Below are 15,908 nucleotides of genomic sequence, written 5' to 3'. Positions count from 1 at the left end.
CGCCAGCGACAGACCGCGGGCGGCACGAACCCGGAAGAGAAGGACTGAAACCATGAGCACGACGCTCGAGCAATCCGCCTTTGCCCCGCCCGCCGGTGCCGACAGCCGCATGGGCCACCTCGACTGGCTCGAAGCCGAGTCGATCCACATCCTGCGCGAACTGGTCGCCGAATGCAGCAAGCCGGCGCTGTTGTTCTCGGGCGGCAAGGATTCGGTCGTCGTGCTGCATCTGGCCCTTAAGGCGTTCGGCCTCGGCGCGAACCGCAAGACGACGCTGCCGTTCCCGCTCGTGCACATCGACACGGGCCACAACTACCAGGAAGTGATCGATTTCCGCGATCGCCGCGCGCAGGAGCTCGGCGCCGAGCTGGTCGTCGGCCACGTCGAGGATTCGATCAAGCGCGGCACGGTCGTGCTGCGCCGCGAGACCGATTCGCGCAATGCCGCGCAGGCCGTCACGCTGCTCGAGACGATCGAGGCGCACGGCTACACCGCGCTGATCGGCGGCGCGCGCCGCGACGAAGAGAAGGCGCGGGCGAAGGAGCGCATCTTCTCGTTCCGCGACGAATTCGGCCAGTGGGACCCGAAGGCGCAGCGCCCGGAACTGTGGAGCCTGTACAACGCGCGCCTGCACAAGGGCGAGCACCTGCGCGTGTTCCCGATCTCGAACTGGACCGAGCTCGACGTGTGGCAGTACATCGCGCGCGAAAACCTCGAACTGCCGTCGATCTATTACGCGCACCAGCGCGAGATCGTGCGCCGCAACGGGCTGCTCGTGCCGGTCACGCCGCTGACACCGATGCGCGACGGCGAGACGAGCGAGTTCGCGCAGGTGCGCTTCCGCACGGTCGGCGACATCAGCTGCACGTGCCCGGTCGAGAGCGACGCGGACGACGTCGAGAAGATCATCGCCGAGACAGCGGTGACCGAGATCACCGAGCGCGGCGCGACGCGGATGGACGACCAGGCCTCCGAAGCCGCGATGGAGCAGCGCAAGAAGCAAGGTTATTTCTGAAGCACACGAGGACATTCACATCATGAGCATCATCGAGAACACCGAAGACCTCGGCGTGTTGCGCTTCATCACCGCGGGCAGCGTCGACGACGGCAAGAGCACGCTGATCGGCCGCCTGCTGTACGACAGCAAGGCGGTGCTGTCCGACCAGCTGTCCGCGCTGTCGCGCGCGAAGAACAAGCGCACCGTCGGCGACGAGCTCGACCTCGCGCTGCTGACGGACGGCCTCGAGGCCGAGCGCGAGCAGGGCATCACGATCGACGTCGCATACCGCTACTTCGCGACCGCGAAGCGCAAGTTCATCATCGCCGACACGCCGGGTCACGAGCAGTACACGCGCAACATGGTGACGGGCGCATCGACCGCCCATGCAGCGATCATCCTGATCGACGCAACGCGCGTGACGGTCGAGAACGGCGTCGCGGACCTGCTGCCGCAGACCAAGCGTCACAGCGCGATCGTCAAGCTGCTCGCGCTGCAGCACGTGATCGTCGCGATCAACAAGATGGACCTCGTCGACTACAGCGAAGCGCGCTTCAACGAGATCCGCGATGCGTACGTCGCGCTCGCGAAGCAGCTCGGCCTGGCCGACGTGCGTTTCGTGCCGGTGTCGGCGCTGAAGGGCGACAACATCGTCGGCGCGAGCGAGCGCATGCCGTGGTACGCGGGCGAGCCGCTCCTCGACGTGCTCGAATCGCTGACGGTCGAGACGCAGGCGCATGACGCGCTGCGCTTCCCGGTGCAGTGGGTCGCGCGCCAGGACGGCAGCTCGGCCGACGATTTCCGCGGCTACATGGGCCGTATCGAATCGGGTGAAGTGAAGCTCGGCGACGAGATCGTCGTGCTGCCGTCGAACCGCACCGCGACGGTCGCCGAGATCGTCGCGCCGGTGCCGGGCGGCACCGCGTCGATCGCGCACGCATTCGCGGGCCAGGCCGTGACGATCCGCCTCGCGGAAGACGTCGACGTGTCGCGCGGCGACATGTTCGTCACGGCCGCCGAGCCGGTTGCGCCGGCGAAGAAGCTCGAGGCCGATCTGTGCTGGTTCGACGAGACGCCGCTGTCGCCGCAGCGCAAGTACCTGTTGAAGCAGACCACCAGCACGGTGTTCGCGAAGATCGGCGGCGTCAAGCAGGTGCTCGACGTGCATACGCTGTCGCACGCGACCGATCGCCACGACCTGAAGATGAACGACATCGGCCGCGTCGAGTTGACGCTGCAGAAGCCGATCGTCTGCGATACGTACGACGCGCATCCGGGCACGGGCGCGTTCGTGCTGATCGACGAGGCGACGCACCACACGGTCGCCGCGGGCATGATCCGCGCGTTCTCGGCGTAATCGTCAATCTGCGCGGCAAGCCGCGCCGCCACGGGCGGCGCGCGCCGGACCAGCCGTTCGCAGGGACCAAGCGAAGCGACAAACATGGGCAAGGTGTATCTGATCGGAGCAGGGCCGGGCGCGGCCGACCTCATCACGGTGCGCGGCGCGCGCCTGCTCGCGCAGGCCGACGTCGTGCTGCACGACGCGCTCGTCGAGCCCGCGATGCTCGACTACGCGCCGAACGCGCGCCGGATCGCGGTCGGCAAGCGCTGCGGGCAGCGCTCGACCGCGCAGCATTTCATCAACAAGCAGATCGTCGATGCGGCGCAGGAGCACGCGTGCGTCGTGCGGCTCAAGGGCGGCGATCCGATGCTGTTCGGCCGCGCGGAGGAGGAAATGCGTGCGCTCGAGGCGGCCGGCATCGACTACGAGGTCGTGCCGGGCATCACCGCGGCGCTGGCTGGCGCGGCGACGCTGAAGCGTTCGCTGACGTTGCGCGGCGTGTCGCGCAGCGTCGCGTTCGCGACGCACAGCCGCGCGCCGGGCAGCGACGACATCCGCGAAGCCGCGCGCGCCGATTCGATCGTCTACTACATGGGCCGCGACAGCGCGCCCGGCATCGCGCAGGAACTGATCGACGCCGGCCGTGCGCCGGCGACGCCCGTGGCGATCGTCGAGGCGTGCAGCACCGCGCGCGAGCGCTCGCTGACGCTGACGCTCGCGCAGATGGCGGCGGGTGACGCGCAGGCGTGGCTCGATCCCGCGGAGCCGAGCCTGCTGATGATCGGCGAAGCGTTCGCCGAACGCGCCGGGCAGGCCGGGAAGGTCGACCGGATGCGGGACGCCGCCTGAGCGGGCGCCGGCCGTCGTCCGGAACGAAAAAAGCGCCGGCGGAAGCCGGCGCTTTGTCTTTGGGGGCTGTGGCTGCGTCGTTTTACGCGTCGCCGCCGATCTGGCCGATGCAGTAGCGCGCGACCGCGTCGAGCACGCCGTCGTCTTCGCCGACCGCCGTCGCGCAGCGGATCTCGATGCCCGGATGCGCCGCGCGGCATGCGTCGACGAGTTGCGGCAGGTCGCGGCGGACGTGGCCGCCCTGGCCGAAGAATACGGGCACCACGGTGATGCGCGTGCAGCCGGCGGCGACCTGCGCCGCCACGGCGTCACCGAGCGACGGCGTCATCAGTTCGAGGAACGCGAGCGACACGTGCGCCGCCGGGGAGCCGGCGACGCGCAGCCGCGCGGCGAGCCGCTCGAACGGCTCGGCCCAGCGTGGATCGCGGGCGCCATGGCCGAACAGGACGATGCCGTGCGAACTCATGTCGAAGCCTCCGTCGTGACGCGGCGCTCAGTGCCGGTCGACCCACTTGAGCGCGAACAGGCCGAGCGCGAGATAGATGAGGCCCGGGGTCGCGGCGGTGAGCGGCGCCGGCCACGTGTTCAGCGTGCCGATGTGCGAGAACAGCGTATTGAGGAGCTGGAAGCTCATGCCGAGCATGATGCCGCCAAACACCTTCACGCCGACCACGCCCGCACGCGTGTGCAGGTATGCGAACGGCAGCGACAGCACGAGCATCACGAACACCGCGAACGGATACAGCAGCTTGCGCCACAGCGCGATGTCGTAGCGCTGCGTGTCCTGCTGGTTCTCGCGCAAGTGCTGGATGTAGCGGAACAGGTTGATGATCGACATGCGCTCCGGCGAAACGAGCAGCACCGACAGGATCTGCGGCGTCAGGTCGGAGCGCAGCCGGTATTCGGGCAGGGACACCTGCTGCGACCGGTAGACGGGATTCAGCGCATCGGCCGGCTGGCCGCCGACCGGCTTGATCGGCGTCAGCTCGGTTTCGGTGACGCCCGTCAGCAGCCAGTGGCCGGGCGGCTCGTAGCGGCCCGTTTGTGCGATCCGCACGTTCCGCAGCTGGAATTTCGAGTCGAATTCGTAGATGCGGACATTGCTGATCGTCGAATCGGGCGACAGGCTGCCGACGTTGACGAAGCGCGTGACCTGCTCGCCGTTGTCGCGTGCCGTGAGCGTGTCCTTCACCCACACGCCCGACTGGAAGTTCGACGACACCGACGCCCCGAGCGCCTGCAGCCGCACGCGCTCGGACAGCTGGTCGGCGTACGGGCCGACGAATTCGCCGATCAGGTAGGTGACGATCACGAGTGGCACGCCGATCTTCAGCAGCGAGCGCAACGCCTGGTTGGTCGCGAGGCCCGACACGCGGAAGATCGTGAATTCGGAGTTCGCGGCCATCTGCGCGAACACGTAGATCGCGCTGATCAGCGCGGCGACCGGGATGATCTCGTAGAAGCGCGACGGCGTCTGCAGCGCGACGCGCAGCACGGCGTAGCCGAACTTGTAGTTGCCGTGGCCGACCGAGTTCAGTTCGTTGATCAGGTCGAAGAAGAAGAACAGGCCCGAGAACGCGAACAGGATGAAGACGAACGTGACGTAGATCTGTCGCGCGAAATACTTTTCATAGAGCCGCATCGATCATGCTCCCGAGCGGCCGAACAGCGCGCGTGTAAACAGCGGACGATTGCGCACGCGCAACCAGAAGATGAACGCGACGATCGCCGCGACGACCAGGTGCAGGCCGACGAGGCCGACGCCGAACGACATCTTGCCCTGCTCGATCTGCGACTGCACGACGTTCAGCAGGTTCGAGTACGTGAGATAGATCAGCACGGCCATCACGAGGTTGATCGTGCGGCTGCGGCGCGGGTTCTGGTATGCGAGCGGGATGCCGAGCACCATCAGGTTGATCGCGATCAGCGGCAGCCCCGCGCGCCACGCGAATTCCGCGAGGTTGTCGCGCGTCGGGTTGCGCAGCAGGTCGGGCGTCGGCGTGCTGTTGGTGGTCGGCACGTTGACGACCGGCGTGCTCGTGATCTTCACGCCGTAGCGCTCGAACTCCATGATCTTGAAGTTCGGCTGGCCGGGCGTGCCGTCGTAGCGACGGCCGTCCTCCAGGACCACGAAGCGGCTGCCGTCGCGCGTTTCCGTGTGGCCTGTCTGCGAGACGACCACGTTGACCTTGCCGTTCTCGGTCGACGTGACGAACACGTTCTGCACCTTGCTCTGGTCGGGCGTCATCTTCTCGATGAAGAACACGCGATGGTTCGTGGCCGACTCGCGGAACTGGCCCGGCGCGAGCAGCGAGATTTCGTCGCGCTGCTGGAACCGCGCCTTGATCATCTTGCTCTGCTGGTTCGACCAAGGCCAGCCGACGAATGCGAAGAACGCGATCAGCAGGACGATCGGCGTGGCGAACACGCCGATCGGCTTGATGAGGCGCGTGAGGCTCACGCCCGACGCCAGCCACACCACCATTTCGGAATCCCGGTACCACCGGGTCAGCACGAACAGGATCGACACGAACAGCGTGACGACGAGCATCACGGCGAGGTAGCCGATCACGGTCAGGCCGATCAGCACGAGGACGTCCCGCGGGTCGATTTCACCGGACGCGGCGTAGCCGACGATGCGGATCATCATCGTCGTGAGCATGATCGTGAGCAGCACCATGAACACGGCGCCAGCCGTATACGCAAGCTCGCGCTGGAGGGAGCGTTCGAAGATCATTCTTGATGAGAAGAGGGCGGGAGGCTGCGCACGCGTGGTGGAGCGCTCGCGCCGCCACGGGAAAAATAGCGGATAATTGCGGCTTTCATCCTTAGCCCAGATTTTATCCGAGGACAAGCGCGATGGACTTTAGCATAAAAGGCTGTGATTGGAGCAAAGGCGAGGCGAAGGGGTTCCTGACCGGGAAGTCCGACTGCATCGTGCTCGGCATCTTCGAGGCGCAGACCCTGTCGGGCGCGGCGCTCGACATCGACACGGCCACCAAGGGACTGATTTCGCGCGTGGTGAAGGCCGGCGACATGGACGGCAAGCGCGGCAAGACGCTGTTCCTGCACGAAGTGTCGGGCATCGGCGCGTCGCGCGTGCTGCTCGTCGGCCTCGGCAAGCAGGATGCTTTCAATCAGAAAGCCTATAACGACGCCGCCACGGCCGCCTGGCGCGCACTGCTGGCGACCAAGGTCGTCCAGGTCACGTTCACGCTCGCACAGCTGCCGGTCGACGAGCGCAGCTCCGACTGGGGCGTGCGCGCCGCGATCCTCGCGCTGCGCAACGAGACCTACCGTTTCACGCAGATGAAGAGCAAGCCGGAACCGGCGTCGCACACGCTCAAGCGCGTGGTGTTCAGCGTCGATCCGTCCGACGACAAGGCCGCGAAGGTCGCCGTCAAGCAGGCCGTCGCGCTCGCCAACGGGATGGATCTCACCCGCGACCTCGGCAACCTGCCCGGTAACGTCTGCACGCCGACCTACCTCGGCAACACCGCGAAGCAGATCGCGAAGGATTGGGGCCTGAAGGCCGAAGTCCTCGGGCTCAAGCAGATCCAGGCGCTGAAGATGGGGTCGTTCCTGTCGGTCGCGCGCGCATCGGTCGAACCGCCGCAATTCATCGTGCTGCATTACCAGGGCGCCGCCGCGAAGGCCGCGCCGGTCGTGCTGGTCGGCAAGGGCATCACGTTCGACACGGGCGGCATCTCGCTGAAGCCGGGCGAGGGCATGGACGAGATGAAGTACGACATGTGCGGCGCGGGCTCCGTGCTCGGCACGATCCGCGCGGTCGCCGAGATGGGTCTGAAGATCAACGTCGTCGCGATCGTGCCGACCTGCGAGAACATGCCGGGCGGCAACGCGACGAAGCCGGGCGACATCGTCACCAGTATGAAGGGCCTGACGATCGAGGTGCTGAACACCGACGCCGAAGGCCGTCTGATCCTGTGCGACGCGCTCACGTATGCCGAGCGCTTCAAGCCGGCCGCCGTGATCGACGTCGCGACGCTGACGGGCGCCTGCGTGATCGCGCTGGGCGGCCACAACAGCGGCCTGTTCTCGACGAACGACGCGCTCGCGGGCGAGCTGCTCGACGCGTCGCGCGAGGCGAGCGACCCGGCATGGCGCATGCCGCTCGACGACGAGTACCAGGATCAGCTGAAGTCGAACTTCGCGGATCTCGCGAACATCGGCGGGCGCCCGGCCGGCGCCGTGACGGCCGCGTGCTTCCTGTCGCGTTTCACCGAGAGCTATCCGTGGGCCCACCTGGACATCGCGGGCACCGCGTGGAAGGGCGGTGCGGCGAAGGGGGCGACCGGCCGCCCGGTGCCGCTGCTCGCGCAGTTCCTGATCGACCGCGCCGGCCAGTGATGGCGGGGTTGACGACGATGCGGGTGCGCGGGCAATGACGCGGATCGATTTTCATTCGAACGTCGGCGATTCGCTCGCGTACGCATGCCGGCTGCTGCGCAAGGCCTACCAGGCCGGGCAGCCGGTCGTCGTGCTGGCCGAGCCCGCGCGCCTGCGCGCGCTCGACGAGCGGCTCTGGACGTTTTCGCCGCTCGACTTCATCCCGCATTGCGGCGTCGACAGCGAGCACGTCGACGGCACGCCGATCGTGCTGGCCGCCGATCTCGATCGCGCGCCGCATCATCACGTGCTGCTGAATCTCGGCGCGGCCGTGCCCGCGCAGTTCGCCCGCTTCGAGCGCCTGCTCGAAGTGGTCGGCAATGCGCCGGACGAGCTGGCCGCGGGCCGCGACCGCTACCGGTTCTACCGCGACCGCGGATACGCGCTGAACAACTACAAGCAGGGCAGCTAGCCGCACCCGTCGACGGAGTGTTCCCGTGACAGAAGCCGATTCATCCTCCATCCCGACGCTGACCGATGTGCTGGTGCCGGGCAAACCGGTGCCGGCGCGCTCACCCGCGCCCGAGGCGCCGAAGCCTTATGACAGTGCGGCGATCCCGGTACTGGCCGACGTGATCGTGCCGCCCGCCGCGGGTAAGGCGTCGACCGATTTCATGCAAAACGTGCCCGACCCCGAGGCTGAGGCCGTCGTGGTCGAACCCGTGCCGACGCCGCACGTGCCGGCGGTTGAATTGCCGGCCGATATGGCCTCGGTCGAGGCGGCTGCGGTCGAAAAGGCCACGGTCGAAGCGGTTACTGCTGAAAAGGCCACGGTCGAGACGGCTATGGCCGAAAAGACCACGATCGAAACGGCTGCGGTCGAAACGGCTACTGCTGAAAAGGCCACGGTCGAGACGGCTACGGCCGAAAAGACCACGATTGAAACGGCTGCGGTCGAAACGGCTACTGCTGAAAAGGCCACGGTCGAGACGGCTACGGCCGAAAAGACCACGATCGAAACGGCTACGGCCGAAACGGCCACGGTCGAAGCGGCTGCTGTCGAAACGCCCTGGGTCGAAACGGCAACGGTCGAGGCGACTACGGTCGAAGCGGCCACGGCCGATGCGCCGAAGGTGGGCGAGACCGATGCGCCGCCCGAACCCGGCGCGGCAGAGCGTGTGGTCGCCGAAGATGCGGCGGCGATGCGTGCGTCGCTGCGATCGTCGCTGGCCAGTGACGATTTGCCGCAGCCCGCGTTCGCCGAACCGGCGCATGAGGCGGTCGCGCACGCGCCTGAAGCGTGCGTGCAGGAGGCCGTCGAGCCGGACGCGGTGCCGCAGCCGGATTCACGGGCCGCGGCAGGGCTGACGCCGGAAGACGCGCAGCACATCGCAGCGCGCCTGCGTCATCGGCTGACAAACTATCTGACCGGAGCGGGGCGCGAGGCCGTCGAGGCCCGCTGCCGCGACGCGCTGCACGAGCATTCGGCCTGGCTGGTCGGCCAGATCACGCGCGAGGTTGCGCTGGCGCTCGAAACCGAGGTCATGGACTGGGTTCGCGACGCGGTCGACGAAGAGATCGCCCGCCGCCGCACCGGTCATTCCGGCTGAGTGCGCGGCGGCCCCGGCGACAAGGCGGGGCGATTTCCGGCGAGGGCCGGCGCATCCGCCGGCGAGGCGTGGATCAACCGGGGCAGGGGCGCCTGCCGGCGGAGCCCGGCACGCTGCGCCATTCCCGTCCGGCGCATCCGGTTCAGCGTACCGACAGCACCCACTGCGCGAGCGTGTGGGCCTCGCTGTTCGTCAGTTGCGTATTGGCGGGCATCGGCACGTTGCCCCATACGCCGACGCTGCCTTTCACGATCGATTGGGCAAGATAATCGGCGGCGTCGCCGCGCGCCGCGTACTTGCCGGCGATGTCCTGGAACGACGGACCCATCAGCGGCTTGCCGATCGCGTGGCAGGCCATGCAGTTCTTGCGCTGCGCCAGCGCGAGCCCGTCGGCCTGGTCGGCGCGCGCCGCCACCGCACCGCCGGTCAGCAGCGTGGCGAGCAGGACGCGCAGTATCGTGTGTTTCATGCGGTTCTCCACCGGCGGGGACAGCCGGCTTCATGGTCCGCGCATTATAAAAGCAAAGGGAAAGCACGTTTGGGGCGTTTCCCCGGCGCCCGGGTTGATGGGGTCGCATGCCGCGACGCACGCGCGTCAGCCCGTGACGGCGCCCTGGTTCGCCGGCCGGGCAAGCGCCGCGAATTTCGCGAGCACGCCGCGCGTGTAGCGGGGCGCCGGTTGTCGCCATGCCGCCCGGCGGCGCGCGAGTTCCGCCTCGTCGACGTTCAGCTGCAGCAGCAGCCGATGCGCGTCGATCGTGATCGAGTCGCCTTCCTGCACGAGCGCGATCGTGCCGCCGACGAACGCCTCGGGCGCGACATGGCCGACCACCATGCCCCAGGTGCCGCCCGAGAAGCGGCCGTCCGTAATGAAGCCGACCGATTCGCCGAGCCCCTTGCCGATGATCGCCGAGGTCGGCGCGAGCATTTCCGGCATGCCGGGGCCGCCTTGCGGGCCGAGGTAGCGCAGCACGAGGATGTCGCCCGCGCGGATCCGGTCGCCGAGAATCGCATCCATTGCGCTCTGTTCGTCGTCGAACACGCGCGCCGGGCCCGTGATCACCGGGTTCTTCAGGCCGGTGATCTTCGCGACCGCGCCGTCCTCCGCGAGATTGCCTTTCAGGATCGCGAGATGGCCTTCCCTGTACAGCGCGCGGTCGATCGGGAAGATCACGTCCTGGTCCGCGCGCGGCACGCCCGGGACGTCCTTCAGCGCGTCGGCGAGGGTGCGGCCGGTGATCGTCATGCAGTCGCCGTGCAGCAGCCCCGCATCGAGCAGGATCTTCAGCACCTGCGGAATCCCGCCGGCCCGGTGCAGGTCGGTCGCGACATACTTGCCCGACGGCTTCAGGTCGCAGATCACGGGCACGCGCTTGCGGATGCGCTCGAAGTCGTCGATCGTCCAGTCGACCTCGGCCGCATGCGCGATCGCGAGGTAGTGCAGCACCGCGTTGGTGGAGCCGCCCGTGGCCATGATCACCGATACCGCGTTTTCGATCGATTCCTTCGTAATGATGTCGCGCGGCTTCAGGTCGCGCTTCACGGCCTCGACGAGCACGCGCGCCGATTCGGCGGCCGAATCGACCTTTTCCTGGTCGGGGTTCGCCATCGTCGACGAGTACAGCAGCGACATCCCGAGCGCCTCGAACGACGAGCTCATCGTGTTCGCGGTGTACATGCCGCCGCACGACCCCGACGTCGGGCAGGCATTCTGCTCGACGCCTTCGAAGTCCTCCTGCGTCATCCGGCCCGCGGTGAATTCGCCGACGGCCTCGAACGACGACACGATCGTCAGGTCCCGGCCCTTCCAGTGGCCGGGGCGGATCGTGCCGCCGTACACGTAGATGCCCGGCACGTTCAGGCGCGCGAGTGCGATCATCCCGCCCGGCATGTTCTTGTCGCAGCCGCCGACCACGACCACGCCGTCCATCCATTGACCCTGCACGCAGGTCTCGATGCAGTCGGCGATCACCTCGCGCGACACGAGCGAGTACTTCATGCCTTCGGTGCCCATCGACATGCCGTCCGAGATCGTCGGCGTACCGAAGATCTGCGGGTTCGCGCCGGACGCCTTCACGGCCTCGACGGCCGCGTCCGACAGGCGCTGCAGGCCGGAATTGCACGGCGTGATCGTCGAGTGGCCGTTCGCGACGCCGATCATCGGCTTGTCGAAATCGTCCTTCCGATAGCCGAGGGCGTAATACATCGAACGGTTCGGCGAGCGGGCCACGCCTTGCGTGATGTGCTGGGAGCGACGGTTGTAAGCCATGGCGGACTCCATCGATGTCTGGGCAACGCCGGCGACCGGCGCGCCGGTTCGTATCGTTCAAGCATGGAGTGTCCGGATGGGGATGTCCAATCTATTGTTGATGGCCGATTCAGTCGTTTTTTTGAATGGATTGAGTGAAATCGATAGGATTTTCGACCGGCGCGTGCGGCGTTGCCCGGCGTCCGTGGCCGGGGTTCGCGCGCGGCGAAGCCGGCCCGCTGTCGCGCGCGTTCGCGCCGGCCGCCGGTGACCGCGCGCCGTTGTCGCCGCCGCGCGCGTTTGGCGCCCGGCTTTTATGACATCATTACGGCCTGCCGCGGCGCGGCGGGGGAAACCCCGCGCATCGGCCGGGCGGCGATCCGGTTGCGGACGATCGCCAGCCTCGTGCCGGCCGGCACGGGCGTCGCACGGGTGCCGCAATCGCTGCGTAACCTGCGGCGCACCGGCGTGGTCGGCCGGCCGCTTGCCGGTCATGCGCCGCTCGTCGAGACGGGCCGTGCATGCGCACGGGCGACGTGAGCCCGGCCCCGCCGGCCTTGCCGATGCCGGCTGCAGGGCTTCGCCGCGTGACGTGAACGATGGCGCGCCGGCGCCGTCCAAAGCGCGGTGCCGTGCGTGTGCGACGGCCGGACCGCATTCGAAAACTTCTTCGCTAACCCATGATCATTCACCCGAATTTCGACCCCGTTGCGATCCATCTCGGGCCGCTGGCCGTGCGCTGGTACGGCCTCATGTATCTCGTCGGCTTCATCGCGGCGATCGTCGTCGGCCGGGTCCGCCTGAAGCTGCCGCACGTCGCGGCGCAAGGCTGGACCGCGAAGGACATCGACGACATGATGTTCTACGGCGTGCTCGGCACCGTGCTGGGCGGCCGGCTTGGCTATGTGCTGTTCTACAAGGCCGATTTCTACTTCTCGCATCCGCTCGACGTGTTCAAGGTGTGGGAAGGCGGCATGTCGTTCCACGGCGGCTTCCTCGGCGTGACGCTCGCGATGATGCTGTTCGCGTGGCAACGCAAGCGCCACTGGCTGCAGGTCACCGACTTCGTCGCGCCGATGGTGCCGACGGGGCTCGCGGCCGGGCGGCTCGGCAACTTCATCAACGGCGAGCTGTGGGGGCGCGTGACCGATCCGTCCGCACCGTGGGCGATGCTGTTCCCTGGCGCGATGCGCGACGATGCGGCATGGCTGCCGAAGCATCCGGCGCTCGTCGAGAAGTGGCATCTTGCCGACGTGTTCATGCAATACCAGATGCTGCCGCGCCATCCTTCGCAGCTCTATGAAATCGCGCTCGAAGGCATCGTGCTGTTCTTCGCGCTGTTCTTCTTCTCGCGCAAGTCGCGGCCGATGGGCGCCGTGTCCGCACTGTTCCTGATCGGCTATGGCCTCGCGCGCTTCACGGTCGAATTCGCGCGCGAGCCCGACGACTTCCTCGGCCTGCTCGCGCTCGGCCTGTCGATGGGGCAGTGGCTGTCGTTGCCGATGATCCTCGCGGGTGTCGCGCTGATGGTCTGGGCGTATCGCCGTCGCGCGGCGAACGCGGCGGCGTGACGCGACGTCGATGCGCGCGCGTTCGTCGCGTGCATCGACAGTACGCACGCACAATGAAAAACGCCGGCCCGAGGGCCGGCGTTTTTGTTTCGGACTGCCGCGCGCCGTGCGTTACTTCATCTGCACGGAACCGTTGACGGTGACCGACACGGTGGCCTTGCCGCCTTCGACCGCGATCGGTGCGCTCATCTTCGCGCTGTCCATCGGCGCCGCGGCCATCGCCATCATGCGCGGATACGGCTGCACGTTGCGGCCGCCGCCGACATTCACGTCGCGGATCGTGTAGCTGCTGTAGCCGAAGGCCTTCGCGGCTTCGTCCGCGCGCGCGCGGAACGACTTGATCGCTTCGGTCGTGAGCTTCTGCTCGGCCGCGCGCTGTGCCTCGGGCGACAGCGAGAACTCGACGTTCGCGACCTGCATCAGGTTCGACAACTGGCCCGCGAGCTTCGACGCCGCGGCGAAATCGCGCGATTCGAGCGCGACTTCGGTACGGCCGCGCCATGCGGAAATCTTCCCGTCGCGATCGGTGCTCGGATAGACGGAGAAGGCGCCCGTGTGCGCAGTGACGCCCGATACGCCCTTCGCCTGCGACAGCGCTGCGTCGGCGCGCTGGTTCAACTGCGCGGTGAGGCTGCCCGGATCCTTGGCCTGCTGTTCGTAGAACAGCGTGATGTGGATGATGTCCTGCGGCACGTCGGCGCTGGCCTGCGACGAAAGCGACAGCACGCCCGCCGGCTCGGGAAAGTGCGGGTTCGCGGTCTGCGCATGCGCGGCGGGCGACGCGAGCGTCAGCGCGACGGGAACGGCGGCGGCGAGGGCGAGCGACAGCGCGAGTGCGGATTTCTTGGTCATTGTTGGACTCCTTGTGCGAGGGCGCGCACGCGGATTGCGCGTGCGCGACGCGGGCATGCCGCGCGACGGAAAAAGCGGCCGGCCCGATCGGCCGACAGCGGTTGCTTAGGCCGCGCGAACGTGCCGCGAGTTCCGCGGCGGCAGCGCGTGCCGACCGGATTTGACCTTTGGCGTGCGCCTACTTCATCAGCTTTTCGGTGATGAAGCGCCATTCGGCTCGCGTGACAGGCGTGATCGACAGCCGGTTGCCGCGTGCGAGCACGCGCATGTCGGCGAGCGCATCGTGCTCGCGCAGTGCGGCGAGCGGCACGAGCGGCGATTTCTTCACGTAGCGCACGTCGACGAGCAGCCAGCGCGGCGTTTCCCGCGTCGACTTCGGATCGTAATAGGGGCTGTCCGGATCGAACTGGGTGGGATCGGGGTAGGGTGTCGACGATACTTCGGCGAGGCCCGCGATGCCCGGCTCGGGGCAACTCGAGTGATAGAACAGCACGCCGTCGCCGATCTTCATCGTGTCGCGCATGAAGTTGCGCGCCTGATAGTTGCGCACGCCGGTCCAGGGCAGCGAACGCTGCGGGGCGTTGGCGAGATCGTCGATGCTTGCTTCGTCCGGTTCGGACTTCATCAGCCAGTATTGCATGGATCGTGATCGACGCAGAAAGAGGCTGCTACAAAAGAAAACGGCACCGGGACTTGCCCGATGCCGTTGGATAGGCCCCCGCCTTGGCCGCTAGGCCGGCATCCTGAACCTGAGGTTCAGAATTGGTCGCAGTTAGCAGCACTTCGGGTACATCAGACAGAGTGACGCGCGCGCCCGTGCTACAAATTTCCGCAACCGTGCACATGGCATTGGTTCAAGGAATATATGACCTTGGCGAACCAGGCAGGGAAGCTGACTGAACTGTGATTCGATGCGCCAATTTGACCACCGTTGATCGCCGAGATCAAGCGGAATCGACACATCGATTGAAACGTTACTGCGTCTCGTGCTGTGCGAGCACCGCACCGAGCTGTTCATTCATCTGGTGCATTGTACGACGGATTTCCTCCGCCGGAAATGCTTCACCGTGTCGCACGCTGGTTTGCAGCCGCAGCAACTCCGATGCGAGCGACAGCGCCGCCATGACGGCGATGCGATCGGTGCCGCGCACCGAACTGTTCGAGCGGATTTTCGACATTTCGGCGTCGACGCGCGCGACGGCTTCGAGCAGTGCCGCTTCGGTCTCGGCCGAGCAGGCGAGCCGATAGGCCTGACCGAGAATCGAGACTTCGATCTGCTTGGTGCTCATGCATGTTCTCCGTGGCTGGCCGCGTCATCGCCATCCTTGCGCGCCTGCGCATCCAGCAGGTCGAGCTGGTTGTCGGCCTGTTCCGCGCTTTTCGAGCGCGGCAGCTTTTCGAGAATCGCGTTCAGTTTCACCTGGGCGTCGTCGATCTTTGCCGACAGGGTGTCGCGCTCGGCTTCGAGCGTATTGCGTTCCTCGCGCAGTTGTGCGAGTTCCGCGCGGACAGTGTCCGCGTCCGCGCGCAATTGCGCGACCTGCTCCTCGAGCGCGAGCCGTTCCGAGTGATAGCGCTTGTTCAGCGAAATCAGACGGCCAATATTTTGAGATAGGGTTTCGAGTTCGTTGAGCATTTGCTGCGTCCTCTAAAGACCCAGCATTTTAGCGCGGAATAGCGCGCAATCCGACATCTGTAACGTTTCCAGTCGTAACTTCCCCCCTTCTTGCCGCGAATCGACGCGTCGCGCACGTCTCCGGGCGTTTCCTTGACGCTCGCGCGACCCGCTCCTAAACTGGCGCCGCCTCGGTGCTCGCGCGTGGAATGCGCGGTTAAACGGGAAGCAGGGCGCGGGCGCGAAGCCCGCCAGCCTGCGCTGCCCCCGCAACGGTAAGCGGCCGCGTCCCGTGACGCAGGCCGGCTCGGGCGCGTTTCGCATGCGGCTTTCGCACGCGGAGCGCGGGCCACTGCGCGTCATCGCGCGGGAAGGCGAGCCGGACCGCCGCCAGCCCGGATACCGGCCGAGACGGGGAGCCCGCACGGGCTTCGGGACGCGCGGCCCGCGGGGAGGCAGGGCGTGCAACGCTTC

At 67.1% G+C, this 15,908-nt stretch carries 16 protein-coding genes, 1 other RNA gene, 1 pseudogene and 1 riboswitch; of the genes and pseudogenes, 8 read left to right on the top strand and 10 right to left on the bottom strand.

All coding sequences use genetic code 11. From position 1 onward, the window contains the following. Positions 1–52: 52 nt before the first annotated feature. The 3 genes from cysD (at position 53) to cobA (ending at position 3,188) form a co-directional block, all read left to right on the top strand. On the top strand, positions 53–1,015 hold the full coding sequence (gene cysD, locus GQ57_RS22715; RefSeq protein WP_034199065.1) for a sulfate adenylyltransferase subunit CysD: 963 nt from the start codon (positions 53–55) through the stop codon (positions 1,013–1,015). 22 nt (positions 1,016–1,037) lie between these two features. Continuing rightward, the gene (locus GQ57_RS22710; protein WP_031398458.1) at positions 1,038–2,354 is read left to right on the top strand and encodes a sulfate adenylyltransferase subunit 1; all 1,317 of its coding nucleotides are present in this window, start codon (positions 1,038–1,040) and stop codon (positions 2,352–2,354) included. A gap of 84 nt (positions 2,355–2,438) precedes the next feature. Beyond that, positions 2,439–3,188: a uroporphyrinogen-III C-methyltransferase gene (gene cobA, locus GQ57_RS22705; protein ID WP_031398457.1), complete on the top strand. Its 750-nt coding sequence runs from the start codon at positions 2,439–2,441 to the stop codon at positions 3,186–3,188. An 82-nt stretch (positions 3,189–3,270) separates the two neighbouring features. On the opposite strand, the gene GQ57_RS22700 is transcribed toward cobA, so the two are convergent. From GQ57_RS22700 to lptF, 3 genes are read right to left on the bottom strand one after another with little or no spacing between them, the layout of a single operon-like run. After that, complete coding sequence (locus tag GQ57_RS22700) at positions 3,271–3,654, bottom strand: sirohydrochlorin chelatase (RefSeq protein ID WP_031398456.1); 384 nt, start codon at positions 3,652–3,654, stop codon at positions 3,271–3,273. Positions 3,655–3,681: 27 nt separating this feature from the next. Then, positions 3,682–4,830: an LPS export ABC transporter permease LptG gene (gene lptG / locus GQ57_RS22695; protein ID WP_031398455.1), complete on the bottom strand. Its 1,149-nt coding sequence runs from the start codon at positions 4,828–4,830 to the stop codon at positions 3,682–3,684. A gap of 3 nt (positions 4,831–4,833) precedes the next feature. After that, positions 4,834–5,925, bottom strand: a complete 1,092-nt coding sequence (gene lptF, locus GQ57_RS22690; RefSeq protein WP_031398454.1) for an LPS export ABC transporter permease LptF — start codon at positions 5,923–5,925, stop codon at positions 4,834–4,836. A gap of 122 nt (positions 5,926–6,047) precedes the next feature. Between lptF and GQ57_RS22685 the strand changes: the two genes are divergently transcribed. The 3 genes from GQ57_RS22685 to GQ57_RS39955 all read left to right on the top strand — a co-directional run bounded on the left by GQ57_RS22685 (position 6,048) and on the right by GQ57_RS39955 (position 9,148). Beyond that, positions 6,048–7,559, top strand: coding sequence for a leucyl aminopeptidase (locus GQ57_RS22685; RefSeq protein WP_031398453.1), 1,512 nt, complete (start codon positions 6,048–6,050; stop codon positions 7,557–7,559). 34 nt (positions 7,560–7,593) lie between these two features. Further along, the gene (locus GQ57_RS22680; protein ID WP_031398452.1) at positions 7,594–8,010 is read left to right on the top strand and encodes a DNA polymerase III subunit chi; all 417 of its coding nucleotides are present in this window, start codon (positions 7,594–7,596) and stop codon (positions 8,008–8,010) included. A 466-nt stretch (positions 8,011–8,476) separates the two neighbouring features. Further along, a complete protein-coding gene (locus GQ57_RS39955; protein ID WP_407638585.1) occupies positions 8,477–9,148 on the top strand; it encodes a DUF2486 family protein in 672 nt (223 codons plus the stop codon). Positions 9,149–9,290: 142 nt separating this feature from the next. Here the strand turns inward: GQ57_RS39955 and GQ57_RS22665 are convergent, their stop codons facing one another. Together GQ57_RS22665 and ilvD are read right to left on the bottom strand one after the other, a co-directional pair. Continuing rightward, positions 9,291–9,617: a c-type cytochrome gene (locus tag GQ57_RS22665; RefSeq protein ID WP_031398450.1), complete on the bottom strand. Its 327-nt coding sequence runs from the start codon at positions 9,615–9,617 to the stop codon at positions 9,291–9,293. 126 nt (positions 9,618–9,743) lie between these two features. After that, entirely contained in the window at positions 9,744–11,417 is a 1,674-nt protein-coding gene (gene ilvD / locus GQ57_RS22660; protein WP_034199064.1) for a dihydroxy-acid dehydratase, read from the bottom strand. A gap of 276 nt (positions 11,418–11,693) precedes the next feature. Here ilvD and GQ57_RS22655 point away from each other — a divergent pair. Beyond that, positions 11,694–11,992: pseudogene (locus GQ57_RS22655) on the top strand (LysR substrate-binding domain-containing protein); the annotation flags it as partial. 84 nt (positions 11,993–12,076) lie between these two features. Then, entirely contained in the window at positions 12,077–12,967 is an 891-nt protein-coding gene (lgt, locus tag GQ57_RS22650) for a prolipoprotein diacylglyceryl transferase (RefSeq protein WP_034199063.1), read from the top strand. Between the two features lie 111 nt (positions 12,968–13,078). Here lgt and GQ57_RS22645 read toward each other — a convergent pair whose 3' ends face one another. The 5 genes from GQ57_RS22645 to GQ57_RS22630 all read right to left on the bottom strand — a co-directional run bounded on the left by GQ57_RS22645 (position 13,079) and on the right by GQ57_RS22630 (position 15,455). Further along, positions 13,079–13,819 carry an SIMPL domain-containing protein gene (locus GQ57_RS22645; protein WP_031398447.1) on the bottom strand — a complete coding sequence of 247 codons (741 nt, stop codon included), beginning with the start codon at positions 13,817–13,819 and terminating at the stop codon, positions 13,079–13,081. A 178-nt stretch (positions 13,820–13,997) separates the two neighbouring features. Further along, complete coding sequence (locus GQ57_RS22640; protein WP_031398446.1) at positions 13,998–14,459, bottom strand: EVE domain-containing protein; 462 nt, start codon at positions 14,457–14,459, stop codon at positions 13,998–14,000. A gap of 71 nt (positions 14,460–14,530) precedes the next feature. Further along, positions 14,531–14,712: non-coding RNA, 6S RNA (gene ssrS, locus GQ57_RS38525), on the bottom strand. A gap of 81 nt (positions 14,713–14,793) precedes the next feature. Beyond that, on the bottom strand, positions 14,794–15,108 hold the full coding sequence (locus GQ57_RS22635; protein ID WP_011352906.1) for a cell division protein ZapA: 315 nt from the start codon (positions 15,106–15,108) through the stop codon (positions 14,794–14,796). Continuing rightward, positions 15,105–15,455, bottom strand: coding sequence for an ATPase (locus GQ57_RS22630; protein WP_034199062.1), 351 nt, complete (start codon positions 15,453–15,455; stop codon positions 15,105–15,107). The genes GQ57_RS22635 and GQ57_RS22630 overlap by 4 nt, the downstream gene beginning before the upstream one ends. Positions 15,456–15,609: 154 nt before the next feature. Next, positions 15,610–15,859, top strand: a riboswitch (cobalamin riboswitch). The last annotated feature ends 49 nt before the right edge of the window (positions 15,860–15,908 follow it).

Origin of the sequence: Burkholderia sp. MSh2 (assembly GCF_000731655.1) — a bacterium.
GTDB lineage: Bacteria > Pseudomonadota > Gammaproteobacteria > Burkholderiales > Burkholderiaceae > Burkholderia > Burkholderia paludis.
The sequence above is the reverse complement of the archived record's forward strand: the minus strand, read 5'-3'. Positions and strand labels throughout refer to the sequence as shown.